Source organism: Pseudomonas mediterranea CFBP 5447 (assembly GCF_000774145.1).
Lineage (GTDB): Bacteria > Pseudomonadota > Gammaproteobacteria > Pseudomonadales > Pseudomonadaceae > Aquipseudomonas > Aquipseudomonas mediterranea.
On sequence record NZ_KN322986.1, the window covers coordinates 44,179 to 69,972 of the forward strand.

At 60.0% G+C, this 25,794-nt stretch carries 19 protein-coding genes and 1 tRNA gene; 15 read left to right on the forward strand and 5 right to left on the reverse strand.

Going from position 1 to position 25,794, the window contains the following annotated elements; translation table 11 throughout:
* Nucleotides 1-22 precede the first annotated feature (22 nt).
* The 3 genes from N005_RS17085 to N005_RS17095 all read left to right on the forward strand — a co-directional run bounded on the left by N005_RS17085 (nt 23) and on the right by N005_RS17095 (nt 4,146).
* Nucleotides 23-1,294, forward strand: coding sequence for a YeaH/YhbH family protein (locus N005_RS17085; RefSeq protein WP_047702292.1), 1,272 nt, complete (start codon nt 23-25; stop codon nt 1,292-1,294).
* The gene (locus N005_RS17090; protein ID WP_047702293.1) at nt 1,291-2,856 is read left to right on the forward strand and encodes a SpoVR family protein; all 1,566 of its coding nucleotides are present in this window, start codon (nt 1,291-1,293) and stop codon (nt 2,854-2,856) included. The genes N005_RS17085 and N005_RS17090 overlap by 4 nt, the downstream gene beginning before the upstream one ends.
* 63 nt (nt 2,857-2,919) lie before the next feature.
* Entirely contained in the window at nt 2,920-4,146 is a 1,227-nt protein-coding gene (locus N005_RS17095) for a multifunctional CCA addition/repair protein (RefSeq protein WP_047702294.1), read from the forward strand.
* Nucleotides 4,147-4,272: 126 nt separating this feature from the next.
* Here the strand turns inward: N005_RS17095 and folK are convergent, their stop codons facing one another.
* Complete coding sequence (folK, locus tag N005_RS17100) at nt 4,273-4,800, reverse strand: 2-amino-4-hydroxy-6-hydroxymethyldihydropteridine diphosphokinase (RefSeq protein WP_047702295.1); 528 nt, start codon at nt 4,798-4,800, stop codon at nt 4,273-4,275.
* Nucleotides 4,791-5,144: a dihydroneopterin aldolase gene (gene folB, locus N005_RS17105; protein WP_047702296.1), complete on the reverse strand. Its 354-nt coding sequence runs from the start codon at nt 5,142-5,144 to the stop codon at nt 4,791-4,793. The genes folK and folB overlap by 10 nt, the downstream gene beginning before the upstream one ends.
* A gap of 74 nt (nt 5,145-5,218) precedes the next feature.
* On the opposite strand from folB, the gene plsY reads away from it, so the two are divergent.
* On the forward strand, nt 5,219-5,788 hold the full coding sequence (gene plsY, locus N005_RS17110) for a glycerol-3-phosphate 1-O-acyltransferase PlsY (protein ID WP_024777402.1): 570 nt from the start codon (nt 5,219-5,221) through the stop codon (nt 5,786-5,788).
* Between the two features lie 5 nt (nt 5,789-5,793).
* Here plsY and tsaD read toward each other — a convergent pair whose 3' ends face one another.
* Complete coding sequence (gene tsaD, locus N005_RS17115) at nt 5,794-6,819, reverse strand: tRNA (adenosine(37)-N6)-threonylcarbamoyltransferase complex transferase subunit TsaD (RefSeq protein ID WP_047702297.1); 1,026 nt, start codon at nt 6,817-6,819, stop codon at nt 5,794-5,796.
* Nucleotides 6,820-7,018: 199 nt separating this feature from the next.
* On the opposite strand from tsaD, the gene rpsU reads away from it, so the two are divergent.
* The 5 genes from rpsU (at nt 7,019) to N005_RS17140 (ending at nt 15,546) form a co-directional block, all read left to right on the forward strand.
* The gene (gene rpsU, locus N005_RS17120; RefSeq protein WP_002551877.1) at nt 7,019-7,234 is read left to right on the forward strand and encodes a 30S ribosomal protein S21; all 216 of its coding nucleotides are present in this window, start codon (nt 7,019-7,021) and stop codon (nt 7,232-7,234) included.
* A 478-nt stretch (nt 7,235-7,712) separates the two neighbouring features.
* A complete protein-coding gene (dnaG, locus tag N005_RS17125) occupies nt 7,713-9,671 on the forward strand; it encodes a DNA primase (protein ID WP_047702298.1) in 1,959 nt (652 codons plus the stop codon).
* A 67-nt stretch (nt 9,672-9,738) separates the two neighbouring features.
* Nucleotides 9,739-11,586 (forward strand): RNA polymerase sigma factor RpoD, encoded by a 1,848-nt coding sequence (rpoD, locus tag N005_RS17130; protein ID WP_047702299.1) that lies wholly within the window; start codon nt 9,739-9,741, stop codon nt 11,584-11,586.
* A 124-nt stretch (nt 11,587-11,710) separates the two neighbouring features.
* Complete coding sequence (locus N005_RS17135) at nt 11,711-15,454, forward strand: bifunctional diguanylate cyclase/phosphodiesterase (RefSeq protein WP_047702300.1); 3,744 nt, start codon at nt 11,711-11,713, stop codon at nt 15,452-15,454.
* Between the two features lie 15 nt (nt 15,455-15,469).
* Nucleotides 15,470-15,546, forward strand: a tRNA-Ile gene (locus tag N005_RS17140).
* Between the two features lie 128 nt (nt 15,547-15,674).
* Here the strand turns inward: N005_RS17140 and N005_RS17145 are convergent.
* Together N005_RS17145 and N005_RS17150 are read right to left on the reverse strand one after the other, a co-directional pair.
* Nucleotides 15,675-16,871 carry a type II toxin-antitoxin system HipA family toxin gene (locus tag N005_RS17145; protein ID WP_047702301.1) on the reverse strand — a complete coding sequence of 399 codons (1,197 nt, stop codon included), beginning with the start codon at nt 16,869-16,871 and terminating at the stop codon, nt 15,675-15,677.
* On the reverse strand, nt 16,871-17,122 hold the full coding sequence (locus N005_RS17150; protein WP_047702789.1) for a helix-turn-helix transcriptional regulator: 252 nt from the start codon (nt 17,120-17,122) through the stop codon (nt 16,871-16,873). Before N005_RS17150 ends, N005_RS17145 begins: the two co-directional genes overlap by 1 nt.
* Before the next feature lie 266 nt (nt 17,123-17,388).
* Here N005_RS17150 and N005_RS17155 point away from each other — a divergent pair, with 266 nt between their 5' ends.
* The 6 genes from N005_RS17155 to pqqA all read left to right on the forward strand — a co-directional run bounded on the left by N005_RS17155 (nt 17,389) and on the right by pqqA (nt 25,719).
* Nucleotides 17,389-19,728 (forward strand): hypothetical protein, encoded by a 2,340-nt coding sequence (locus N005_RS17155; protein WP_231983257.1) that lies wholly within the window; start codon nt 17,389-17,391, stop codon nt 19,726-19,728.
* A gap of 35 nt (nt 19,729-19,763) precedes the next feature.
* Nucleotides 19,764-20,225, forward strand: coding sequence for an Lrp/AsnC family transcriptional regulator (locus N005_RS17160; RefSeq protein WP_047702303.1), 462 nt, complete (start codon nt 19,764-19,766; stop codon nt 20,223-20,225).
* A gap of 270 nt (nt 20,226-20,495) precedes the next feature.
* On the forward strand, nt 20,496-22,178 hold the full coding sequence (locus tag N005_RS17165; RefSeq protein WP_047702304.1) for a flavin monoamine oxidase family protein: 1,683 nt from the start codon (nt 20,496-20,498) through the stop codon (nt 22,176-22,178).
* A 26-nt stretch (nt 22,179-22,204) separates the two neighbouring features.
* Nucleotides 22,205-22,999, forward strand: coding sequence for a carbon-nitrogen hydrolase family protein (locus tag N005_RS17170; protein ID WP_047702305.1), 795 nt, complete (start codon nt 22,205-22,207; stop codon nt 22,997-22,999).
* Nucleotides 23,000-23,054: 55 nt separating this feature from the next.
* The gene (pqqF, locus tag N005_RS17175) at nt 23,055-25,487 is read left to right on the forward strand and encodes a pyrroloquinoline quinone biosynthesis protein PqqF (RefSeq protein WP_047702306.1); all 2,433 of its coding nucleotides are present in this window, start codon (nt 23,055-23,057) and stop codon (nt 25,485-25,487) included.
* A 157-nt stretch (nt 25,488-25,644) separates the two neighbouring features.
* Nucleotides 25,645-25,719: a pyrroloquinoline quinone precursor peptide PqqA gene (gene pqqA, locus N005_RS28275; RefSeq protein WP_053156473.1), complete on the forward strand. Its 75-nt coding sequence runs from the start codon at nt 25,645-25,647 to the stop codon at nt 25,717-25,719.
* The last annotated feature ends 75 nt before the right edge of the window (nt 25,720-25,794 follow it).

The following is a 25,794-nucleotide window of genomic DNA, read 5'->3' on the forward strand; positions in this document are numbered from 1 at the left end:
TTGAGGCTGCCCGGAGGGCCCTATGAGCTATGTGATCGACCGACGCCTCAATGGCAAGAACAAGAGCACGGTAAACCGCCAGCGCTTCCTGCGGCGGTATCGTGACCACATCAAGAAGGCCGTGGAAGAAGCGGTCAGCCGTCGTTCCATCACCGACATGGAACATGGCGAACAGATCAGCATTCCCGGTCGCGACATCGACGAGCCGGTACTTCACCATGGCCGGGGCGGCAAACAGACCGTCGTGCACCCTGGCAACAAGGAATTCACCAGCGGCGAGCATATTCCCCGTCCACCGGGTGGAGGCGGCGGCAAGGGCCCCGGCAAGGCCGGCAATTCCGGCGAAGGCATGGACGAGTTCGTGTTCCAGATTACCCAGGAGGAATTCCTGGAGTTCATGTTCGAGGACCTGGAACTGCCGAACCTGGTCAAACGCAACCTGACCGGCACCGACACCTTCAAGACCGTGCGCGCCGGCATCAGTAACGAAGGCAATCCATCGCGGATCAACATCATCCGCACGCTTCGCTCAGCCCATGCCCGGCGCATCGCCTTGTCGGGCAGCAGCCGGGCAAAACTGCGCGAAGTAAAGGAAGAGCTGGCTCGACTGAAGTCTGAGGAACCCGACAATTTCGGCGACATTCAGGACCTGGAAGCGGAAATAGAGAAACTCAGCGCTCGCATCCACCGGGTTCCGTTCCTCGACACCTTCGACCTCAAGTACAACCTGTTGGTCAAACAGCCGAACCCCAGCTCCAAGGCCGTGATGTTCTGCCTGATGGACGTGTCCGGCTCCATGACCCAGGCCACCAAGGACATCGCCAAGCGATTCTTCATCCTGCTGTATCTATTCCTCAAGCGAAACTACGACAAGATCGACGTGGTGTTCATCCGCCACCACACCAGTGCCAGGGAGGTGGATGAAGAAGAGTTCTTCTATTCCAGGGAAACCGGCGGCACCATCGTTTCCAGCGCCTTGAAGCTGATGCAGGAAATCATGGCCGAGCGTTATCCGGCCAACGAATGGAACATCTATGCGGCCCAGGCCTCCGACGGGGACAACTGGAACGACGACTCACCGATCTGCCGTGACATCCTGATCAACCAGATCATGCCGTTCGTCCAGTACTACACCTATGTGGAGATCACACCTCGGGAACATCAGGCCCTGTGGTATGAATACGAACGCATCGCCGAAGCCTTTTCCGATACGTTCGCGCAACAGCAACTGGTCTCGGCCGGGGATATCTATCCGGTCTTCCGTGAACTCTTCCAGCGCAGGTTAGTGACATGACCGCCAAAAAAGAGCAGAAGCGCCAACCCATCTCCACCGGCTCCGAATGGACGTTCGAGCTGATCCAGGCCTACGACCGCGAAATCAGCCGTATCGCGGACCGTTATGCCCTCGATACCTACCCCAACCAGATCGAGGTGATCACCGCTGAACAAATGATGGATGCCTACGCGTCGGTCGGCATGCCCCTGGGTTATCACCATTGGTCCTATGGCAAGCACTTCCTCAGTACTGAAAAATCCTACACTCGTGGCCAGATGGGGCTGGCTTATGAAATCGTGATCAATTCCGACCCCTGCATCGCCTACCTGATGGAAGAAAACACCATCTGCATGCAGGCACTGGTGGTAGCGCATGCGTGCTACGGCCACAACAGTTTCTTCAAGGGCAACTACCTGTTCCGCACCTGGACGGATGCCAGTTCGATCATCGATTACCTGGTGTTCGCCAAGCAGTACATCATGCAATGCGAGGAGCGCCACGGCATCGATGCCGTGGAAGACCTCCTGGACTCCTGCCATGCCCTGATGAACTACGGAGTGGATCGCTACAAAAGGCCCTATCCGATTTCCGCGGAAGAAGAGCGCCGGCGCCAGAAAGACCGGGAAGAACACCTGCAAAAGCAGATCAATGACCTGTGGCGCACCATCCCCAAGGGTGCCGACAAGTACAGTGAGAAGGACAACGCACGGTTCCCCGCCGAACCCCAGGAAAACATTCTCTATTTCATTGAAAAACACGCTCCGCTGCTGGAACCGTGGCAACGGGAAATCGTGCGCATCGTGCGCAAGATTGCCCAGTATTTCTACCCGCAACGCCAGACCCAGGTCATGAACGAGGGGTGGGCCACGTTCTGGCATTACACCTTGATGAACGACCTGTATGACGAAGGTCTGGTCACCGACGGTTTCATGATGGAGTTCCTGACGTCCCACACCAGCGTGGTGTTCCAACCCGGATTCGACAGCCCTTATTACAGCGGCATCAACCCTTATGCACTGGGTTTTGCCATGTACCGCGACATACGGCGCATGTGCGAAAACCCCACCGAAGAGGACCGCCGCTGGTTTCCGGAAATTGCCGGCTCGGATTGGTTGTCCACGATCAAGTTCGCCATGAGCAGCTTCAAGGACGAGAGTTTTATCCTGCAATACCTCTCGCCCAAAGTGATCCGCGACCTGAAATTGTTCAGCATCCTCGATGACGACCAGAAGGACGACTTGCTGGTGCCCGCCATCCACGATGAAAGCGGTTACCGCACCATCCGCGAAACCCTGGCCGCGCAATACAACCTGGGCAATCGCGAGCCTAACGTACAGATCTACAGCATCGACCGCCGGGGGGATCGCTCGCTGACCTTGCGTCACCAGGCGCACAACCGTAAACCGCTGGGCGACTCCACGGATGAAGTACTCAAGCACTTGCATCGCCTGTGGGGCTTCGACATCCACCTGGAAACCCTGCAGGGCGACCAGGTCATGAAAACCCACCATGTCCCGCCCAGAAACGAACAGACCGAAGGTGATTACGGCCGCCTAGACTTGGCCGTCATCCATCTCTGATCCCGTTTTAGCCTCCGCTGGCCCGACGCAAAGGTTATCCTGTCGGATCAACGGAGGTTTTTTATGCAGATCTATAAAGTCGGCGGCGCCGTTCGCGATCGCCTGCTAGGCATCCCCGTCGCCGATGTCGACCGGGTCGTGGTGGGCGCCACCGCCGAGGAAATGCTCGCCAAGGGGTTTCGCCCAGTGGGTGCTGACTTTCCTGTGTTCCTCGATCCTAATACCGGCGAGGAGTACGCCCTCGCCCGCACTGAGCGCAAGAGCGGCCGGGGCTATGGCGGCTTCGTGTTTCATGCCAGCCCTGAAGTAACCCTCGAAGAAGACCTGGTTCGCAGGGACCTGACGATCAATGCCATGGCAGAAGATGATCATGGCAACCTCACCGATCCCTACCACGGCCAACGGGACCTCGAAGCTCGCCTGCTGCGCCACGTTTCTCCGGCGTTTGCCGAAGATCCCCTCCGAGTCCTGCGGGTTGCCCGCTTTGCAGCCCGTTATGCCCCACTGGGCTTCAAGGTTGCAGACGAGACCCTGGAGCTGATGCGCCAGCTCAGCGATTCTGGCGAGCTGGAGGCGTTGACCGCCGAACGCAGTTGGAAGGAAATTTCCCGAGCCCTCATGGAAGACCAGCCACAGGTGTTTATCCAGGTCCTGCGCGACTGCGAGGCCCTGAAGGTCCTGATGCCCGAGGTCGATGCGCTATTCGGCGTACCGCAACCCGAAGCCCATCACCCGGAAATCGATACCGGCGTACACACCCTGAGCGTGCTGGAACAGGCTGCCCGGCATCAACAGCCACTGACGGTCCGCTGGGCCTGCCTGCTGCATGATCTGGGCAAAGCCCTGACACCCGAGCTCGATTGGCCGCGACACATCGCCCATGAGCACAAGGGATTGAAACCGATCAAGGCGGTTAACGAACGTTTCAAGGTGCCACGGGATTGCCAGGAATTGGCCCTATTGGTTGGCCAATTTCACACCCATGGCCATCGGGCGCTTGAATTGAAGGCGTCTACCTTGCTCGAATTGCTCCAGAGCTTTGATGTGTACCGCCGCCCACAACGTTTCGAAGAGTTTATTGCAGCCTGCGAAATGGATGCCCGAGGCCGTAAGGGCTTGGAGAATCGAAGTTATCCACAGGCGGATTATCTGCGCGGTGCGGCAGCGGCGGCGCGCTCGGTGGCGGTACAGCCCTTGCTGGAGAAAGGCTTCAAAGGGCCTGAGTTGGGGGAGGCAATCAAGCGCGAGCGGCTCAAGGCGTTGAAAGCATACAAGGAGGGGGCGAACTGACAGGGGTTCGTGTCCGCTTGCATTTTCAGTGGACGGATGACCGCCATCGCGAGCAGGCTCGCTCCCACAGGAGGATGGATCCGGGGTATTACGGACACTGTGGGAGTGAGCCTGTTCGGGATAGCGTCAGGAAGATTGCAGCAGGTCCGCAGACGTCAACTGCTCGCCCCGCCATTCGAAAGCCACCGGCGCCAGGACCTGGTCAATCTGCGATTCGTCCCACAACGTGGCGAAACTCTTGCCCACGCCTGGATGAACACGGTCCGGTGCAATCAGCGACAATGGCCACAAGACAAAGGCGTTTTTCAGGATTTCCGCCCGCGGCAGAATCAGACCATCGAAGTTGCCGACCTGCTCGCCATACAGCAACACATCGATGTCCAGCGGCAGGCCCTTGCGATCCGGTGCATAACGGCCATTATCCGCCTCGATGCACTTGAGACGACGGTCCAGCTCCATCAGCGGCAGGTCGGTGAAGGCCGATACGACGAAATTGAAGAAAGGCCCGCTCTTGATGCCCACCGGCTGGCTCTCGAACACCGCCGAACAGCGTATGTCCACCAGAAAGCCCGCAAGGGCCTCAAGCCCCGCGCGCAAATGGGTTTCGCGCTCGATATTGCTGCCGAGCCCGAGAAAAACCTGTGTCAGCGACATCCGCGCTCGATCTCCACACCCACTCCACTGGCCGCCGGAACCGCGCCAGGCTTGGTCACTTTCAGACGCAGCCAGGTAATCTTGAACTCGTCCATCAGTTCCTGGGCAAGCCGCTCGGCGAAGGTCTCGACCAACTCGAACCGGGCCTGTGCGGCGAATGCCTGGATGCGCGATGTGACACTGGCGTAGTCGAGCGCCAGATTCAGGTCATCGCCTGCGGCGGCCGGGCGGTTATCCCAAGCGAAACGCAGATCCAGTCGCAGGCACTGTCGGATGTCTCGTTCCCAGTCGTAGGCACCGATCACCGTGTCGACTTCCAGGCCCTCGATAAACACTCTGTCCAAGCACTCTTCTCCGCAGCACGACAAGGGCGCAATGCGCCGTTAGAATCAGGGCATCCTCGCCCGGAATAGTTAGCATGTTTTGGTTACTGGCGATCCTCGCCTACCTGCTCGGCTCGCTGTCCTTCGCCATTGTGCTCAGCCGCCTGACGGGTCACCCCGACCCGCGAATGAGTGGTTCAGGCAATGCCGGCGCCACCAATATGCTGCGCCTGGCTGGACGCAAACTCGCCGTCCTGACCCTGCTCGGCGACCTCTGCAAAGGCCTGGTGCCGGTACTGATCGCCAGCCTTGCAGGGCTTTCGCTGCAGCAACAGGCCTGGATCGGCGTCTGCGCGGTCATCGGCCATCTGTTCCCGTTGTACTTCCGCTTTCGGGGCGGCAAAGGTGTCGCCACCGCCGCCGGGATGCTGCTGGGCCTGTATCCGCCCGCCGCACTGCTGGCCGTCTCGGCCTGGCTGCTGATGTTCTACCTGACCCGTACCAGCTCACTGGCCGCACTGATCGCCACCCCGCTGACCCTGCCGTTGCTGGCCTGGCAGGAACCCGAAGCCCTGCTGCCGATGACCGCGCTCGTCGCGCTTATCGTCTGGCGTCACCGGGGCAATCTACGCGACCTGTTCGCCGGGCGCGAACGACATTTCTAAATACTTTACAACGGCGACAACTGCTCCATCGGCCAGCGCGCCTGCACGCTGATCGCCAGGCTTTCCTGCTGACCGGCCCGCAGGCGCTGACAGCCCGCATAGGCGATCATCGCGCCGTTATCGGTGCAGAATTGCGGCCGAGCGTAGTAAACGTCGCCCTTCATGTCGCCAAGCATTTTTTCCAGCGACACCCGCAGCGCCTTGTTCGCACTCACGCCACCGGCGATGACCAGGCGCTTGAGCCCAGCCTGCTTCAGGGCGCGCTTGCATTTGATGGTCAAAGTCTCCACCACGGCCTGCTGGAACGCCAGCGAGATGTCGCAACGGGCTTGCTCATGGTCGCCCCCGGCGCCAACGCACTGCTGCCAGGTGTTCAGGGCGAAGGTCTTCAAGCCGCTGAAACTGAAATCCAGGCCCGGCCGGTCGCACATCGGACGAGGAAACACGAAACGTCCCTCAACCCCTTGGGTCGCAAGCCGGGCGATTTCCGGTCCCCCCGGATAATTGAGCCCCATCATCTTGGCCGTTTTGTCGAAAGCTTCGCCGGCCGCATCGTCAAGGCTTTCACCCATCAACTCATATCGACCGATACCGTCGACCCGGACCAGCTGCGTATGGCCGCCGGAAACCAACAAGGCGACGAACGGAAACTCCGGTGGCTGCGGCTCCAGCATGGGCGCCAGCAGATGCCCCTCCATGTGATGCACGCCCAGGGCCGGTATGCCCCAGGCAAAGGCCAGCGCCTGGGCACAGGAAGCGCCGACCAGCAATGCGCCCACCAGGCCCGGCCCGGCGGTATAGGCGACGGCATCGATCTCGGTCGGCACACAGCCGGCCTCGGCCAGGACCTGACGAATCAGGGGCAGCATGCGCTTGACGTGATCGCGGGACGCAAGCTCGGGCACCACGCCACCGTAGGCACGGTGCAGGTCGATCTGACTGAACAGCGCATCGGCCAGCAAGCCGCGTTCACTGTCGTAGAGCGCGACGCCGGTTTCGTCGCAGGACGTTTCTAATCCCAGTACTAGCATGGGTTTGCGCCTTGTGGAGGCTGAATTCGAAGGCGCGCATAATAGTCGCCACGTTGTGCCCCGACCAGCGGTTTTCGATCAGAGGCTTTGCATTCCTGGCGTTGAGGGGTTAACATCCGCAACCCTTAAAAACCGACGTCTTCAAGTGCTCTTTTGCCGCGAGGATGTTGACCCCGGTAATGAATGAAGGTAGCTCTGGATGCCAGCCGTCAAAGTAAAAGAGAACGAACCCTTCGACGTAGCTCTGCGTCGTTTCAAGCGCTCCTGCGAAAAAGCCGGTGTTCTGGCTGAAGTTCGTAGCCGCGAATTCTACGAGAAGCCGACTTCCGAGCGTAAGCGCAAAGCAGCAGCCGCTGTTAAGCGTCACGCCAAGAAAGTTCAGCGCGAACAGCGCCGCGCCGTACGTCTGTACTAATACACAGACGTTCGTAGCAAGCTTCTGCCAAGCCCGGCCTTCAAGCCGGGCTTATGGCATTTGCGGAACAACGCTTGATGCTTCACTGTCAAAGCCGCCGATGCGACCGAGACAACCGCCTCATCACGTCAGACCTGGCTTTTTTGCCAGCGGTGCACGTCTCTTCTGACGAGCCTTCCAAGGCTACTGACGAGCACACCCTGATTCCTCTAACGACGATCAGCCCATGGCACCTGCTTGCGTGCCCGCTCGATGAGCTATCCGAGGCCTGACCGGCCGTTACCGGATTCAGCGCAACATATTCAAACAGTCGAATACCGATGGTAATTAACGTCAGCGGATTATCGGCAGATACACTTCCCAACAGCAATGATGCAGACAACCCGGTCGAGCCACCGCTTACAGTGTCTCAAGACCAGGCCCCGGTTACGCCTGCCGATTCCGGGCCCCTATTTCGCGCAGTGATGATGAGAACGCCATGGCCGGGCTGATTCCCCAGAGCTTTATTGACGACCTCTTGAACCGCACCGACATCGTCGATGTGGTCAGCTCTCGCCTGCAAATGAAAAAGGCCGGCAAGAACTACACCGCCTGCTGTCCGTTCCACAAGGAAAAAACCCCGTCCTTCAGCGTCAGCCCCGACAAGCAGTTCTATTACTGCTTTGGCTGTGGCGCGGGCGGCAATGCCCTCGGCTTCATCATGGACCACGACAACCTGGATTTCCCCCAGGCCGTCGAAGAACTGGCCAAAGCCGCCGGCATGGAAATTCCTCGCGAGGAAAGCGGTCGGGCACACAAGCCGCGCCAGCCCACCGACTCGCCGCTCTACCCGCTGCTGACCGCGGCGGCAGATTTCTACCGTCAGGCCCTGAAAAGCCATCCGGCCCGCAAAGCCGCGGTGGATTACCTCAAGGGTCGCGGCCTGACCGGCGAAATTGCCCGGGACTTCGGCCTCGGCTTCGCCCCGCCCGGCTGGGACAATCTGTACAAGCACTTGAGCAGCGACACGCTGCAGCAACGCGCCATGATCGACGCCGGCCTGCTGATCGAGAACGCCGAGACCGGCAAGCGCTACGACCGTTTTCGCGACCGGGTGATGTTCCCGATCCGCGATACGCGCGGGCGAATCATTGCCTTCGGTGGCCGCGTTCTGGGCGATGACAAGCCCAAGTATCTGAACTCCCCGGAAACCCCGGTATTTCATAAGGGCCAAGAGCTGTACGGCCTGTATGAGGCCCGCAAGAACAACCGCAACCTCGACGAGATCATCGTCGTCGAAGGCTATATGGACGTCATCGCCCTCGCCCAGCAAGGCCTGCGCAATGCCGTTGCGACGTTGGGCACGGCCACCAGCGAAGAGCACATGAAGCGACTTTTTCGCGTCGTGCCCAGCGTGCTGTTCTGCTTCGACGGCGACCAGGCCGGTCGCAATGCCGCCTGGCGCGCACTGGAAGCCACGCTGCCGTGCCTGCAGGATGGCCGGCGGGCACGCTTTCTGTTCCTGCCGGAAGGTGAAGACCCCGATACCCTGGTGCGCTCCGAAGGCACCGATGCGTTCCGCGCGCGGATCAATCAACACGCGCAACCATTGGCCGATTATTTTTTCCAGCAGTTGACCGAAGAGGCCGACCCGCGCTCCCTCGAAGGCAAGGCCCATATGGTGACCCTCGCGGCACCGCTGATCGACAAGGTACCCGGCGCCAACCTGCGCACATTGATGCGCCAGCGCCTGACCGAAATCACCGGCCTCAACAGCGAAGCGGTCAACCAACTGGCCCATAGCGCCCCGGCGGAGGCGCCGCCGGCGTATGACCCGGGCATCGACTACGACGCGATGCCGGATTTCGCCGACTATCATCATCCTCAGCAGGACTATGCGCCGCAGCAGGAATGGACACCGAAAAAGGCCGGTAGCGGCGGCAAGAAATGGGACAAGAAACCCTGGGACAAGAACGGTAAGCGCGGCGATCGCGACCAACCACGTGCCCCGCGCGTGCCGGCCGCCGTCGAACCACCAACACTGGCCGCCCTGCGTACCTTGCTGCATCACCCGCAACTGGCTGAAAAGGTCGAGGACGCCGGGCACTTCGCTGCCGAAGACCACAGCAATACGCAATTGCTGATTGCCCTTCTCGAAGCCGTGCAGAAGAACCCCCGGCTAAACTCTTTCCAGCTGATCGCACGCTGGCATGGCACCGAGCAGGGTCGCCTGTTGAAGGCCCTGGCCGAGAAGGAATGGCTGATTGATGGAGACAACCTTGAACAACAGTTTTTCGACACCATTACTAGCTTGTCCGCCCGCCAACGCGAGCGAAACCTGGAACAACTTCTGCGAAAAGCCCGCCAGAGCGAGCTGACCAGCGAAGAGAAGAACCAATTGCGCGACTTACTCAACCGCAATGTTTGCGCATCAAACCCGACCTCAACTGGCGCGTGAGGTCACAGCTCAGGTATAATCCTCGGCTTGTTTTTTGCCCGCCAAGACCTTCAGTGGATAGGGTGTTATGTCCGGAAAAGCGCAACAGCAGTCTCGTATCAAAGAGTTGATCCTATTGGGTCGTGAGCAGGGCTACCTGACTTACGCGGAGGTCAACGACCACCTGCCGGAGGATATTTCAGATCCGGAACAGGTGGAAGACATCATCCGCATGATCAACGACATGGGGATCAACGTATTCGAGGTTGCGCCAGATAAGGATGCCCTTATGCTGGCCGACGCCGATACCGACGAGGCGGCCGCTGAAGAAGCGGCCGCAGCGCTGGCGGCTGTCGAGACCGACATTGGTCGCACCACCGACCCCGTGCGCATGTATATGCGTGAAATGGGTACGGTAGAGCTCCTCACGCGTGAAGGCGAAATCGAAATCGCCAAGCGTATTGAAGAAGGCATCCGTGAAGTGATGGGCGCAATTGCGCACTTCCCCGGCACGGTCGACCATATTCTCTCCGAGTACACCCGCGTCACCACCGAAGGTGGCCGCCTGTCCGACGTGCTGAGTGGCTACATCGACCCGGACGACGGCACCACGCCGCCTGCCGCCGAAGTACCGCCGCCGATCGACGCCAAGGCCGAGAAGGCCGACGACGACAGCGATGACGACGACGCCGAAGCCAGCGAGGACGAGGAAGAAGCCGAAAGCGGTCCTGATCCTATCGTCGCCGCACAGCGTTTCGGCGCCGTGGCCGAGCAGATGGAAATCACCCGCAAGGCGCTGAAAAAGCATGGTCGCGACAACAAGCAGGCGATTGCCGAGCTGTTGGCCCTGGCCGAGCTGTTCATGCCGATCAAGCTGGTGCCCAAGCAGTTCGAAGGCCTGGTCGAGCGTGTTCGCAGCGCCCTGGATCGCCTGCGTCAGCAAGAGCGCGCGATCATGCAACTGTGCGTTCGCGATGCCCGCATGCCACGTGCCGACTTCCTGCGCCAGTTCCCGGGTAACGAAGTCGACGAAAGCTGGACCGATGCACTGGCCAAAGGCAAGACCAAATACGCCGAGGCCATTGCCCGCCTGCAACCGGACATCGTTCGTTGCCAGCAGAAGCTGAGCGCACTGGAGACCGAAACCGGCCTGAGCATCGCCGAGATCAAGGACATCAACCGTCGCATGTCGATCGGTGAGGCCAAGGCCCGCCGCGCGAAGAAAGAGATGGTCGAAGCGAACTTGCGTCTGGTGATCTCCATCGCCAAGAAGTACACCAACCGCGGCCTGCAATTCCTCGATCTGATCCAGGAAGGCAACATCGGCCTGATGAAAGCGGTGGACAAGTTCGAATACCGTCGCGGCTACAAGTTCTCGACCTATGCCACCTGGTGGATCCGCCAGGCGATCACCCGTTCGATCGCCGACCAGGCCCGCACCATCCGTATTCCGGTGCACATGATCGAGACCATCAACAAGCTCAACCGTATTTCCCGGCAGATGTTGCAGGAAATGGGTCGCGAACCGACTCCGGAAGAGCTGGGCGAACGCATGGAAATGCCTGAGGACAAGATCCGCAAGGTACTGAAGATCGCCAAAGAGCCGATCTCCATGGAAACGCCGATCGGTGATGATGAAGACTCCCATCTGGGTGACTTCATCGAAGACTCCACCATGCAGTCGCCGATCGATGTCGCCACCGTCGAGAGCCTCAAGGAAGCGACTCGTGAAGTACTCTCCGGCCTCACTGCCCGTGAAGCCAAGGTACTGCGCATGCGTTTCGGCATCGATATGAATACCGACCACACCCTCGAGGAAGTCGGTAAGCAGTTTGACGTGACGCGCGAGCGGATTCGTCAGATCGAAGCCAAGGCGTTGCGCAAACTGCGCCACCCGACACGAAGCGAGCATCTACGCTCCTTCCTCGACGAGTGATCTTCAAAACCCCCGGCCCTGCCGGGGGTTTTGTTTTATGCAGATAAAATCCCCTTCGCTATGCCCCCCGCCCCATTGCCCGTCTACACTCGAAACATCCTCCCTATGCCATGACGAGACCGTGATGCCCAGACTGACGGCCCTGCTCCTGCTGTCATTGATGACCTGGACCGCAACGGCTGGCGCGTTGATGCTCACTGACGAAGAGCGCCGCTGGCTCAAGGACCACCCCGACCTGCGCCTGGGCGTCGATGCCTCATGGCCACCGTTCGAATTTCGCGACGATCAAGGCCGCTATCAAGGCCTGGCCGCCGATTACGTCGAAATCATCCGGGAGCGGTTGGCCGTCACGCTCACACCCATCGAGCCTGCCAGCTGGACCGCTGTGCTGGAGTCCGTCGCACAAGGCAAAATCGATTTGCTGCCTGGCATCATGTCCACCCCCGAACGGCAGAATTTCCTGGCATTTACCCGCCCTTACCTGGACTTTCCCATCGTCATCCTGGCCCACCGAGGCGGAGCCCAACCTCACAATCTCAAGGACCTGTACGGGTTGAAGATTGCCGTGGTGGAAAACTATGCCCCCCATGAGCTACTGCGCAATCATCATCCCGACCTGAACCTGGTGGCGCTGCCCAACGTCAGTTCAACCCTGCAAGCCCTGGCCACCGATAAAGTGGATGCCGTGGTAGGCGACCTTGCCTCCAGTGTCTGGAGCCTGCGCCAGCTCAAGCTCGAAGGCCTTTATGTCAGCGGCGAGACGCCCTATCGCTATCAATTGGCTATGGCCGTTCCCCGCGACAACAAGATCCTGGTCGGCATCCTGGACAAGGTCATCGCCGACATGAACCCGGCCGAGATCGCTGAAATCCAGGAGAAATGGGTCGGCAATGTGCGCGACTACCGAGAGTTCTGGTCGGACTTGCTGCTTTATGGCCTGCCAGGACTGCTGCTCTTGATGGGTATCCTGGCGGTCGTGATTCGTATCAACCGTCGCCTCAGCTCGGAAATCGCCCGTCGAGTCGACCTGGAGCAGGAACTGCGCAGCAGCGAATACCACTATCGCGGGCTGGTGGAAAGCCTCTCGGCGATTGCCTGGGAAGCCAAGGTCAGCGACTTCACCTACACCTACGTGTCGCCCCATGCCGAAGACTTGCTCGGCTATCCCCTTGCCCATTGGCTGATACCGGGCTTCTGGCGCAACATCATTCATCCGGCCGACCTGATCCGCGCCCAGACCTATTGCGATCATGAACTGCTTGCCGGGCGCGACCATTCTATCGATTACCGGGTCATCACCGCCGATGGCCGTTGCTTGTGGGTCCGCGACATTGTCAGCCTGATCGAACACGGTCACGAACCGGTGATGCGCGGGCTGATGATCGACATCAGTGAAGCCAAGCGCACCGAGGAAGCGCTGCGTCTCTCGGAACAGAAGTTCGCCTCGGTATTCCGCCAGTGCCCGGACATCCTCGTGATCGCGCGCCTGCTGGATGGATGCCTGCTGGAAGTGAACAAGGCCTTCGAAGAACAGATCGGCCTGAGCGCCGACGAGGTGGTGGGCCAGACCGCGACCGAGCTGAACATCTGGGGTATCCAGGGCGTTGGCCCGAGCCTACTGCAGCGCTTGCAGGCCGGAAGTATCCGCAACCTGGAGATGCCCTTTCGGCGCAGCAACGGCCAGGTGTTCACCGGGCTGATCTCCGCCGAACCCTTCGACCTCGACACGACCCCCGCGCTGGTCGTGGTGGTGCGGGACATCAGTCAACTCAAGGAAACCCAACAACAGCTGCAAACCTCCGAAGAGAAGTTCGCCAAGGCGTTCCACGCTTCGCCCGACGGTTTGCTGCTGTCCCGACAAAGCGACGGCCTGCTGATCGAAGTCAACGAAGGCTTCAGCCGTATCACCGGCTTCAACAGCGCCCTGTCGGTGGACCGCTCGACCCTGGACCTGGGGATCTGGGTCAACCTCAACGAACGCAAACAGATGCTCGACCTGCTGCAACGTGACGGCTATGTCCGGGATTTCAGCTGCCATATCAGGCGCAACGATGGGCAGATACGGCTCTGCGAAGTCTCCAGCCGCCCGCTGCCCATCGGCAACGAAGACTGCATGTTGACCATCGCCCGGGACATCACCGAACGCCATCTGATGCAGGAAAAACTGCAACAGGCCGCCACCGTGTTCGAAAGCACGGCCGAAGGCGTGCTGATCACCGATACGCAACAGCACATCAGCGCCGTGAACCGCGCCTTTAGCGAAATCACCGGCTATAGCGAAACCGAAGCCTTGGGCCATACGCCACGCCTGCTGGCTTCCGGCTTGCACGACAGTGCGTTCTACGCCGCAATGTGGCACCAGTTGACGGCAGAGGGGCATTGGCAGGGGGAAATCTCCAATCGCCGCAAGAACGGCGAGCTGTACCCCAGTTGGCTGACCATCAGCGCGGTGCGCAATCGTGATCAGCAAATCACCCATTTCGTCGCCGTCTTCGCCGATATCTCCAGCCTCAAACACGCCCAGGCCAAGCTCGACTACCAGGCTCACCACGATCCGCTTACCGGCCTGCCCAATCGCACACTGTTCGAAAGCCGCTTGCTGACGGCCCTCAACAACCAGCAGGAGAACGGCGGACAGGGTGCCGTGCTGTTCCTGGACCTGGACCGCTTCAAGCACATCAATGACAGCCTGGGACACCCGGTCGGCGACCTGCTGCTCAAGGGCATCGCTGTGCGCCTAAGGGAACAACTGCGTGATATCGATACCGTGGCGCGCCTGGGCGGCGACGAGTTCATCATCCTGCTGCCGGGCCTGCAGCAGCCCAGCGACGCCGAGCACATCGCCCTGAAGCTGCTGAACTGTTTCGCCGCCCCCTTCCAGGCCGGCGAACACGAGTTCTTCATCAGCGCCAGTATCGGTACCAGCCTCTACCCTCAGGATGGCTGCGACGTCGCCACGCTGGTCAAGAACGCCGATGCGGCGATGTACCGCTCCAAGGCCAAGGGCCGCAACCGGGTGGAAAGCTACACCCGCGACCTCACCGCCCAGGCCAGCGAACGCGTAGCCATGGAATACGAATTGCGCAGAGCGATTGAACGTAACGAGCTGTCACTGTCTTTCCAACCGAAAATCAGCCTCGCCGATAATCGACTGGTGGGCGCCGAAGCCTTGATTCGTTGGACTCACCCGACGTTTGGCGACGTGCCACCGGAACACTTCATTCCCCTGGCGGAAGAAAACGGCATGATCCTGCAGATCGGCGATTGGGTCCTAGAACACGCCTGCCGGCAGTTACACGAATGGAACAGCGCCTACGAAAGCTTCGGTCCGCTGTCGGTCAACCTGGCAGGGGCGCAACTTCGCCAACCAAACTTGCTGGTACGCATCGAACAACTCCTGCGAGAGAACCATCTCAGGCCTGGTCTGTTGCAACTGGAAATTACCGAAAACTTCATCATGAGCCAGGCCGAAGAAGCCCTGACGGTGCTGCATCAACTCAAGAAGCTCGGCGTGCAACTGGCTATCGACGACTTCGGCACGGGCTATTCCTCCCTGAGCTACCTCAAGCGCCTGCCGCTGGACATCCTCAAGATCGACCAGTCTTTCGTCCGCGGCCTACCCGACGACCCCCACGATGCAGCGATCGTGCGGGCAATCATTGCCCTGGGCCGCAGCATGCAATTCACCATCATCGCCGAGGGCGTCGAAACCCTGGCCCAACAGCAATTCCTGGCTGAAGAAGGCTGCGAACAGATCCAGGGCTACATCGTCAGCCTGCCCCTGTGCGCCGACGAATTCGCCGCGACGTTTCTGCGTATGACCGTATCGGATTTTTCGGATAGCACAGCCGAGAAACCGTCGCTATAATCCGCGGCCTACTGAGGGCCTATAGCTCAGTCGGTTAGAGCAGAGGACTCATAATCCTTTGGTCCACGGTTCGAGTCCGTGTGGGCCCACCAACTCCAAAGCCGCGCATTGCGCGGCTTTCATCGTTTCAGATAGCTGAAAATCGCCATCTCCTCACCTTGCAAAACGCAGTTCCGTCTAAGGTCCGTCCAATTTAATTTGGACATCCCCATAGACAAAATCAGCCAAAGGTTTTCATAAAAGGCTCAGCACAGCGGCGGATCGCAGCCACCACATCAGGCGCCTGCTCACAAAGCTCAGTCGAGCGGGCCAGCACACGCTCCAATGCCTGTAATTGATTGCGGATTATCGTTTCCGGCTCGGCGATGTCACATACCTGAGCGAAGTCCAGCACGCCTTGTCGGGAAGCAAATAAGGACTTGTTTCCAACCAGATCAAGTGCCAAAACGTCCGCAGGAATGTACGCCGTTGTATTAACAATATCGTAGGCCGGAGCCAAGCGTGCGTCGCGCTGGGTTGGCTCGGAGTACAACAGTCCGAAGTTTTTCAGGTGGGCGTCACCATTACCAACGATACAGCTCAAGGCTACGATGGCAAATAGTTGCGCCAGTGAATCTTCTATATGCTCCGAAGGGCAGAACAGGCGTATAGCCTTGGCAATAGCCGAATAGCTCTTGCTATATTTTTGCTCGGCAGGAAGCCCCATCAGTACTGCCATATCCTCAAAGCCCACGGGATTGAGCTGCTCGTCCCGGTCAAAACGGCGCATGACAAACAGTTTGGCATTATCGGAAAGGTAAAACTCTGGAACAGGAATTCCCGCTTCTCTGGCCACGGACATGCACAGGAATTCGTTGATTGCCAATCCGGGAAATTCATCACGACCGCTTTTGATGATCAGATCAGAGGTCTTCGAGGTGGAACGCTGTGTGGCGCTAGCCTGACGCTCTGGAACCAGGACTTTTGGCTGCACACCCGATATCCCAGCACGCAAGATGTAACGATCGACCAAATCGACGAAGATGTCCTCCGCACCATCCCAAGCCAGGATTTCCTCCAGCTTTTCTCCGGGAAACTCTTGACGTCGCAGGAGCGCATCAACGTTCGCAGAGGTGATTGCTACACGCCCTATAGGCGAGCTGCTGCCAGACAAGGCCAGCAGCAACATGGGATCGACGTTTGCCACTTTAGCCAAGCGATTGCGCAACTGCTCCAGGACGTAACCCTCCGGCAAGTTCATCTGGAAGATTGGGTGCAGGTCCCGATGACGGTACTCATCCAGACGTACTGGCATCAACAAGCTGATCGCCGCCTGTGCTGCCGCATCCTCATGGTAGCGAAACAGATAGTACCCAGCGCTGCAGAGGATCTTTCCGCTGTCGCCTTCTGGCGTCGTGACCTGCAATGAGGCAACCATCAGTCAAACACTCCTTGGATTTCATCCAGCGTGGGCATAACTGCAGGAATTACAGAAAGTTCGCAGTCCAGGGCTGCCACAACCCGTGCATAAGCAGCCATGCCCACCGAGAGGTCACCCTTCTCGATTGCGATGACCTTCTGCCGGGTAATACCAGCTAATCCCGCTAGCCTGGCTTGTGTCAGCCCACGATTGAGGCGACGTTGCTTAAGCTGCTCGCCAAGGCGAGCTGTGATGAGAGGATAATCCATGTTCTGTATACATAACAATGCGAGACAAATGTAACGTATACAGAACTTTTCACGTAAGGCAAAACAAATTTTCTTCAAGATTAGGAAGCACGTGCGGTGTATAACCACGCATTGCACGGCTTTCCTGTTTTTGAGAGGGTAGCCGCCTCGCTTACCTACCTCCTCATCGAGATTCCATCATCGCCACCCCCACCCTCCCCCGACTGTTCCTGGAGCTGTTCTGGCAACTCGCCATCCTCCTGGTGCCGGCCTTTTTCGTCGCGGTCATGCCACCCCCGCTGGCACTGCTAACGGTGCTGTTCTTCGGCCTGTTGATGGGCATCGCGGCGAGGCTGGGCTCCTTATCAGTGGGGCGGGGCTGCGCCCGGTTGATGGTCGGCGCCGTGTTTGGCCTGGGTTTCAGTCTGGGCAGGGTGCTGTTCGAGTATTGGGGCATCCTGATAGCAATCGCCGTCATCATCGGCGGGCTCGCCTGCGTCAGCAAATGGGAACGACGCCTCGGCCTGGTGTCGGACCCTGTCAAAGGGCCAAGTGCCTGGGGCGGATCCGAGCCGCAACTGACGCCTGAGGGTGAGCCGATCCGGACGTTCAACCACGGCGAAATCGCCATGGGCGGGCCGACCTATTGCGACTATCTGTTTCCTGATGGCGTGCTCCTGCAAGGCCTCGGTTCCTCAGCGGTGTTTTCCAGCGATGGGCATTATTTCGCCGCGCCGGTGCCGTCCCGGCAGAGCTGGGGACTGGTCGTCCTGGATCGTCAACAGCGCCGGGTCTACCGCTGCGACAACAGTGAATTCTGGGAACTGGACACGTTGGACCTTGATAGCCTGAGCGGTCGTTATAGCCCGTTGGTGGACAACAGCGTTCGCCAGACTCGGATCGATGAGCTGTTGCGAGCCGCCAGCGTCACCGATCTGCTACCCGTTGCTGACCTTTGGCTGGAACCTGGTAGTTACCCGGACAATATTGCGCACACCTTCGAGCGACGCTCCGCTGACGGGCAACAATGCCTGGTAGGTGACATCGTCTTGCCTCCGGCTTTTCGCGATCTCCCCCAGCCTTTGGAACCATTGCGTTCACCGCGCTATGCCATCAGCGTCAATGGACAACCGTCGGCCCTGCTGATGGCTGCCGACACAGCATTGGTATGGAGCACCGATCAGCGCGCGTTGGTGTGTCAGGCCCAGGAACAAACCGGGCATCCAAGCGGCGACCGCTACTGGTTGTGGCAGGTTGACCAGGGCTGGCGCGCACTGCCTTCACCGTGGGTGAAGCGTGAGACCGAACCCTCTTTCTATTGGCATGACGTGTCGAGCCTCGACGAGCACCATGTGCATATCGAGTCGTACCTCGACTACCCGCGTCCATCCCTCGGTCGCTATGGCTATCGCCTCGACAGTATTCACAGCGACACCGAAATCCAGGCGGGCCATGACACCCAGGGGCGGGTGCAGGTCGCCGAGTTTCAATTGACCCGAATGAGCATTGCGATGCCGTTGGACAGCCAGGGCCGGCGGGGTGAGTCGTTCATAGCGACGCAGCCAATGCTGGGCGGTATCTGCGCGCATCTGATCTGGCTCTGCGACAACAACGAAGGGCTGGGGGCTTATCGCTGTCAGATCGGTGACTGGCAGTTGCCGGGGCGTTGGTTACTGGATCATCGGGTTTCCGACTGCGGTCGTTACCTGGCGCTGTTGCCCTTTGCAGAGTCGATGACCGTCGCGACCCACGCGGCGGTTGTCGACGTGAAGGCGCGTTGCCTGCTGGAAGGGCCCTCCATGTGGGTGGCCCGTCTACTCGATTTCCGCGATGGCCTGCTGAGTCTGGCGGCGATCACCGGCCGCATGGATCAGGACCTGAACGGCAATGCGCTGCAACGCTTCAATGTGCCTGCGCCGAAGGTCGGTGGCGATCCTTCGTTCTTTCACCCCGACCAGCCATCCCGTCTGTTCTACACCACCGTAGAGTTGCGGGTGACCGAGTCACAGCTCTACAGCGTTGCCCCTTGGCGCCTGGTGGATCGTCCGCAGGTAGCCGTTGCCGAGGGCGACTTCATCCAACCCTCGCCCACCCACCAGGATGCGGCCTGGCTGTTCGGCAGCGAGACGGAATATGCCGACAGTTGGGTCCGTGCGAATACACCGCGGCTCGGTGGCCATCTGTTGACCGCATCCGGCTGTGCGTTGAGTGACCTTGCGCCCTCGATGATCTGGTCGCCGGACGGTCGCTACCTCGCGCTGACCCGCATGGCCACCGATGTGACGGAGCTTTGTGGTAGCTATCGCGGCTGGCAGTTGCTGCTACTCGACGTTCAAGCGCACACGCTGCGGGTGCATCCACAATGGTTGGGCAACCGTCCGCTGTTTGAAGGTTTCGACGAACAACACGTGCACGTACGTTGCTTTGAACGGGATTGGGAAGCGGAGGACGATGAGGACCCAGGTTCCATACAGTCACTACCACTGGCGCTGCTGCAGCAACTGCCCGTTGAACAGTTGGTCTGCCAGGACGGTTTCTGGCTCAGGGCCTCGCACGTACATCTGGCGCCCGACTGGCAAGCGTTGGCATTACCCGCCAGCAGCTATTTCGGGCACCAGAGCCTGTAACATGCCCACCACCGATGCCCACGCCGGAGCCCACCTTGTCTGACACCCGCCCTCCCGTCCTCGACGAAATCGATCGCCAACTGATCGCCGCCCTGCAAATCAATGCTCGGGAAAGCGTCGCCATGCTTGCCCGGCAACTGGGCATTGCCCGGACGACCGTGACCTCGCGGCTGGCCCGACTGGAAAAAACCAAGGTGATTACCGGCTATGGCGTGCGCCTTGGACAGCGGGTGGTCGATGGCGGCCTACAGGCTTACGTCGGCATCAAGGTCCAACCGCGCTCCGGCAAGGATGTGCTACGGCGCTTGAGCGCCATGGCCCAGGTCCAGCAGTTGTGCGCGGTCAGTGGTGAATTCGATTATGTGGCCTGGCTGCGCACGGATTCGCCGGAACAGCTGGATCAATTGCTGGATCAGATCGGCAGCGTGGATGGCGTGGAGAAGACCACCACCTCGATCATTCTCAGCAGCAAGATCGACCGGGGCCAGCCGATCTAAAGGGCGAATCAATGTGGGAGCGAGCCTGCTCGCGATTGCGGTGTGTCAGTTCAGATGGATGTTGACTGGACTGACGCTATCGCGAGCAGGCTCGCTCCCACAGGGACTGAGTTTCGTCACTTTGTCTTGTGCACACTTCATAATGACTCCTAACAAACCAAAACGACGACACATTGCGTCTTATTAACGTGTTCCACGCTCTCTAGAATGGCCGGCATCTTTCCTATACTCAGACGCGAGCCAGCGTCGGGTCGCCCCTCAAGGTCAGCCATGAACAAGCACAATCGCCACCCAGCAGACGGTAAGAAGCCCATCACCATTTTCGGGCCGGATTTTCCTTTCGCCTTTGACGACTGGATCGAGCATCCGGCCGGTCTGGGCAGTATTCCGGCTGACAACCTCGGAGCGGAGGTGGCGGTCGTCGGGGCCGGGATCTCTGGACTGGTGGCGGCGTACGAGCTGATGAAGCTGGGCCTCAAGCCGGTGGTCTACGAGGCGTCGAAAATGGGCGGGCGGTTGCGCTCGCAGGCGTTCAATGGTGCCGAAGGGATTGTTGCCGAATTGGGGGGCATGCGCTTTCCGGTGTCGTCCACGGCGTTCTACCACTATGTCGACAAGCTGGGACTGGAAACCAAGCCATTTCCCAACCCGTTGACCCCGGCGTCCGGCAGCACCGTCATCGACCTCGAGGGCCAGACATACTACGCGCAGAAACTGGCGGACCTTCCCGCGTTGTTTCAGGAAGTGGCCGACGCCTGGGCGGATGCGCTGGAGGACGGCTCGCGCTTCAGCGAGATTCAGCAGGCGATTCGCGACCGTGACGTGTCGCGTCTCAAGGAGCTTTGGAACACCTTGGTGCCGCTGTGGGACGACCGCACCTTCTATGATTTCGTCGCCACCTCCAAGGCATTCGCCAAGCTCTCGTTCCAGCATCGTGAAGTCTTCGGCCAGGTCGGCTTCGGCACCGGCGGCTGGGATTCGGACTTCCCCAACTCGATGCTGGAAATCTTCCGCGTGGTGATGACCAACTGCGACGATCACCAACATCTGGTAGTGGGCGGCGTGGAACAGGTGCCCCACGGCATCTGGAAACACGTGCCGGAACGTTGTGCACACTGGCCGAAAGGCACCAGCCTGAGTTCGCTGCACCTGGGCGCGCCCCGCAGCGGTGTGAAACGCATCGCTCGCGCCGAGGATGACCGGTTCAGCGTGACGGACGTCTGGGGCGACACCCGGGAATATGCCGCGGTGCTGGTCACTTGCCAGAGCTGGCTGCTGACCACGCAGATCGAATGCGAAGAAGCATTGTTCTCGCAAAAGATGTGGATGGCCCTGGACCGCACCCGCTATATGCAATCATCGAAGACCTTCGTCATGGTCGACCGCCCGTTCTGGAAGGACAAGGACCCGGAAACCGGCCGCGACCTGATGAGCATGACCCTCACCGACCGCCTGACCCGCGGCACCTACCTGTTCGACAACGGCGACGACAAGCCAGGCGTCATCTGCCTGTCCTACTCCTGGATGAGCGACGCCCTGAAGATGCTGCCCCATCCCGTGGAAAAACGCGTGAAGCTGGCCCTCGATGCCCTGAAGAAGATTTACCCCAAGGTGGACATCGCCGCCCGGATCATCGGCGATCCGATCACCGTTTCCTGGGAAGCCGACCCGCATTTCCTCGGCGCCTTCAAGGGAGCCTTGCCGGGTCACTATCGCTACAACCAGCGCATGTACGCACATTTCATGCAAGACGACATGCCACCTGAACAAAGAGGGATCTTTATCGCAGGCGATGACGTCTCATGGACACCGGCCTGGGTTGAAGGCGCGGTACAGACCTCACTCAATGCCGTGTGGGGAATCATGAGGCATTTCGGCGGTGAAACTCACGCCGAGAACCCGGGTCCAGGTGATGTATTCAACGAGATCGGTCCGATCGCATTGCCTGAATGAAACGGCCCGAATAAAAGGAGTTGTCGATGCGCGTAGCCCTCTATCAATGCCCACCGCTGCCACTGGACCCGGTCGCCAACCTGCAACGCCTGCATCAGGTGGCGCTGGAGGCCAGGGGCGCCGATGTGCTGGTGCTGCCGGAGATGTTCATGACCGGCTACAACATCGGCGTCGACGCGGTGAATGTATTGGCCGAGGTCTACAACGGTGAATGGGCGCAGCAGATCGGCCGCATTGCCAAGGCCACCGGTTTGGCGATTCTCTATGGCTACCCTGAGCGCAGCGAGGACGGGCAGATCTACAACTCGGTCCAGTTGATCGACGCCCAGGGCGAGCGCCTGGCCAACTATCGCAAGAGCCATCTGTTCGGTGACCTCGATCATGCGATGTTCAGCGCGGGCGACGATTCATTGCCGATCGTGATCCTCAATGGCTGGAAGCTCGGTTTCCTGATCTGCTATGACCTGGAGTTCCCGGAGAACGCCCGACGCCTGGCCCTGGCCGGCGCCGAACTGATCCTGGTGCCAACCGCCAACATGCAGCCCTACGAGTTCATCGCCGACGTTACGGTGCGCGCCCGGGCTATCGAGAACCAGTGTTTCGTGGCCTACGCCAATTACTGCGGCCATGAAGGTGAATTGCAGTATTGCGGCCAGAGCAGCATTGCCGCGCCGGACGGCAGCCGCCCCGCCCTGGCGGGACTGGATGAAGCCTTGATCGTGGGTGAACTGGACCGTCAGTTGATGGACGATTCCCGGGCAGCCTACAACTACCTGCATGACCGCCGCCCTGCGCTTTACGGCGACTTACACAAGCACTGATTGAGAACATCGTCCAATCCGCTAGCATGAGCGCATCTCTGTTTTGGAAGCGCTCATGCCGGCCCCCGACTCCCTACGCCCCTCTACTGAAACCCTGGCCAACCGCCTGAGGGTGACATTGCGTCATGCATCCGGTCTCAAACGCAGCGCGGCCGTGCTGCGGGTGGCTGCTGGCAGTCATGATGCACCGCTGGCCTGGCCGGGCATGGCGCATTTCCTCGAACACCTTTTCTTCCTCGGTACTGAGCGTTTTCCTACGGGAGAACATTTGATGGCCTACGTGCAACGGCATGGCGGCCAGGTCAACGCGCGTACCAGCGAACGCACCACGGACTTTTTCATCGAGTTGCCACCCAGCGCCTTCCCCGGCGGACTGGACCGGCTGCAAGACATGCTTGCCCATCCGCGCTTCGACGAAGTCGACCAGTTGCGGGAGCGGGAAGTGCTGCAAGCAGAGTTCATCGCCTGGTCCCAGGAGGCGGCGGCCCAGCGTCAGATTGCCCTGCTCGAAGGCCTCTCGACAGCCCATCCGCTACGCGGTTTTCACGCGGGTAACCGTGACAGCCTGGCCGTGGAGCAGCCTGAATTCCAGACGGCACTGCGGGATTTTTACCGACGGTTCTACCACAGCGGTCAAATGACCCTGAGCCTGGTTGGCCCACAAAGCCTTGATGAGCTGGGCGCACTGGCTGAATCCTTCGCCAGAGACCTGCCCACCGGCGAAGTGGCTGCCCGGCAGTCGCCACCGAGACTGATGGAATCATCCGATACCGGCTATCGACAGGTTGACGACCGTTGCCTCGACCTGCTATTCGCCTTCGAAGACCTGCCCGGCGCCTCGCCCCAGGCTTTGGATTTTCTCTGCACCTGGCTGAGCAACGGCAAACCGGGCGGCTTGCTGGCCACCTTGCGCCAACGTGGGCTGGCCGACAGCCTCAACGCCAAGCCGCTGTATGAATTTGCCGGGCAGGCGCTGCTGCACATTGAACTCAAGCACGACGAACCTCAACGGCGCGACGAAATAGAGCCGTTGCTGCGCGACTGGTTGGGATTTTTTGCCGCTCAGGATGACTGGGCGTCCTTGCGCAAGGAGCTGGCCGCCCTGCTCCATTGCCGACAGGCCACAGGATCGGCGCTGCAACTGGCGCGCTCGGACAGTGAAGGGCGGGGAGCCCCGCTGTCGGAGAACGACCTCGTGCGGCTCAGGGAAATCCTCAGGCAATTGCAACCGGCGTCTCGCTTCACCGAAGCATGGCAACTGCCCGCGCCCAACCCGTTCCTGCAAACGACTTCCGAGCCACCCCGCGCCGGGCTGATACGCGGCCAGACGAGCGCCCACCGCGGTTTGCGGACCTTCGCCCAGGATCGCTCCCGGGGGCGGCGCGACCGCTCACCCATGCAGTTCAGACAAGGGCTGACGGATAACAGCCGCGAAGGCGTGGTGTACCTGCGCTGGCGTCTGCCGGCTCACGCACCGCATGACCTTCAAGCCAGGCTGGAACGGCACCTGCAGGATTTGCGAGAAGAGGCCCGGCAGGCCGGCGTGGAGGCCACTGTGGAAGCCACCGAAGGCCAATGCCTGCTGAAGCTGGTCGGTTTGCAGGCACCGATGCCGTTGGTGCTCGAACAGGTTCTGGCAAAATTGGGAGAACCGCTACCCAATGCGGTAAACCAAGCGCCGCTGATACCGATTCGACATTTGTTGAAAGCGCTGGCGGACCATTGCCGGCCGTCGTCCCGAGCGGAAACGCTGTCGCGGCCCGACAGCGACCAGAACCTGTGGGCAAGCGCCGGATGGGACGGCCTGGCCATCGGTCTTTCTGAAACGACCCAAGGCGTCATGGGTCCTATCCTGGCCAAGGTGCCCGGCATCGCCGGCCAGCCCGTCGAACCGGTGCCGCTCTTGGCCCAGCGCATCTGGCACACGTTGCCCACCCAGGGCGACGAACAGGCCGTGTTGCTGTTTTGTCCGACACCCACCCTGGCATTGTCCGACGAAGCCGCTTGGCGGTTACTGGCACAGCTGTGTCAAACGCCGTTCTACCAACGCCTGCGGGTCGAGTTGCAGTTGGGCTACGCGGTGTTCAGCGGATTGAGACAGATCGACGGGCAGACCGGCCTGCTGTTCGGTGCCCAATCCCCCCGCGCCTCGGCGGCTGAGTTGATCACTCACATCGACCTGTTCCTGAGGGGGTTACCGGAGTTGATCCAACAGATCGACGATCCGACCTTGCTTGGCCAACAACGGACACTCGCGGCCCAGTTCCACAGCGATGCCCTGCCCTGCGCCCAAGCGGCCGAGCTGCTTTGGCAGGGCAAGCTGGCCGGCCGCCCGTCGGATTACCTTGAGCAACTTTGCGCTGCGATCGCGGGACTGAATCGCGCGCAATTGCTCGATGCCGCCTGCCGCCTGAGCGATGCCGAAGGTGGCCGGTATTGCCTGAGTAACGGCGCTTGCCCGGACGAACATTGGCAGCGGCCGAAATGATCGTTACAGCGTCTGCAATGAGCTTTCTCGGAGAATCGAGGCGTACGAAATTGTTTAATTTAGTAACATAGCTGCCTAAGCATCTGAACATCTCCGAACGGAGGTGGACTATATGTATAGATCCGAACCGTCCCACCCCAACCAAAGGAGTATTTCCATGTCCTGGTCCAAACCCGCATATATCGACCTGCGTATCGGTTTCGAAGTCACCATGTACTTCGCCAACCGTTGATTGCTGCAGTCGGTTGAACGCGCAGCAAACGCCTCGGTCACCCGGGGCGTTTTTTATTTCGGTTTGCAGATGGAG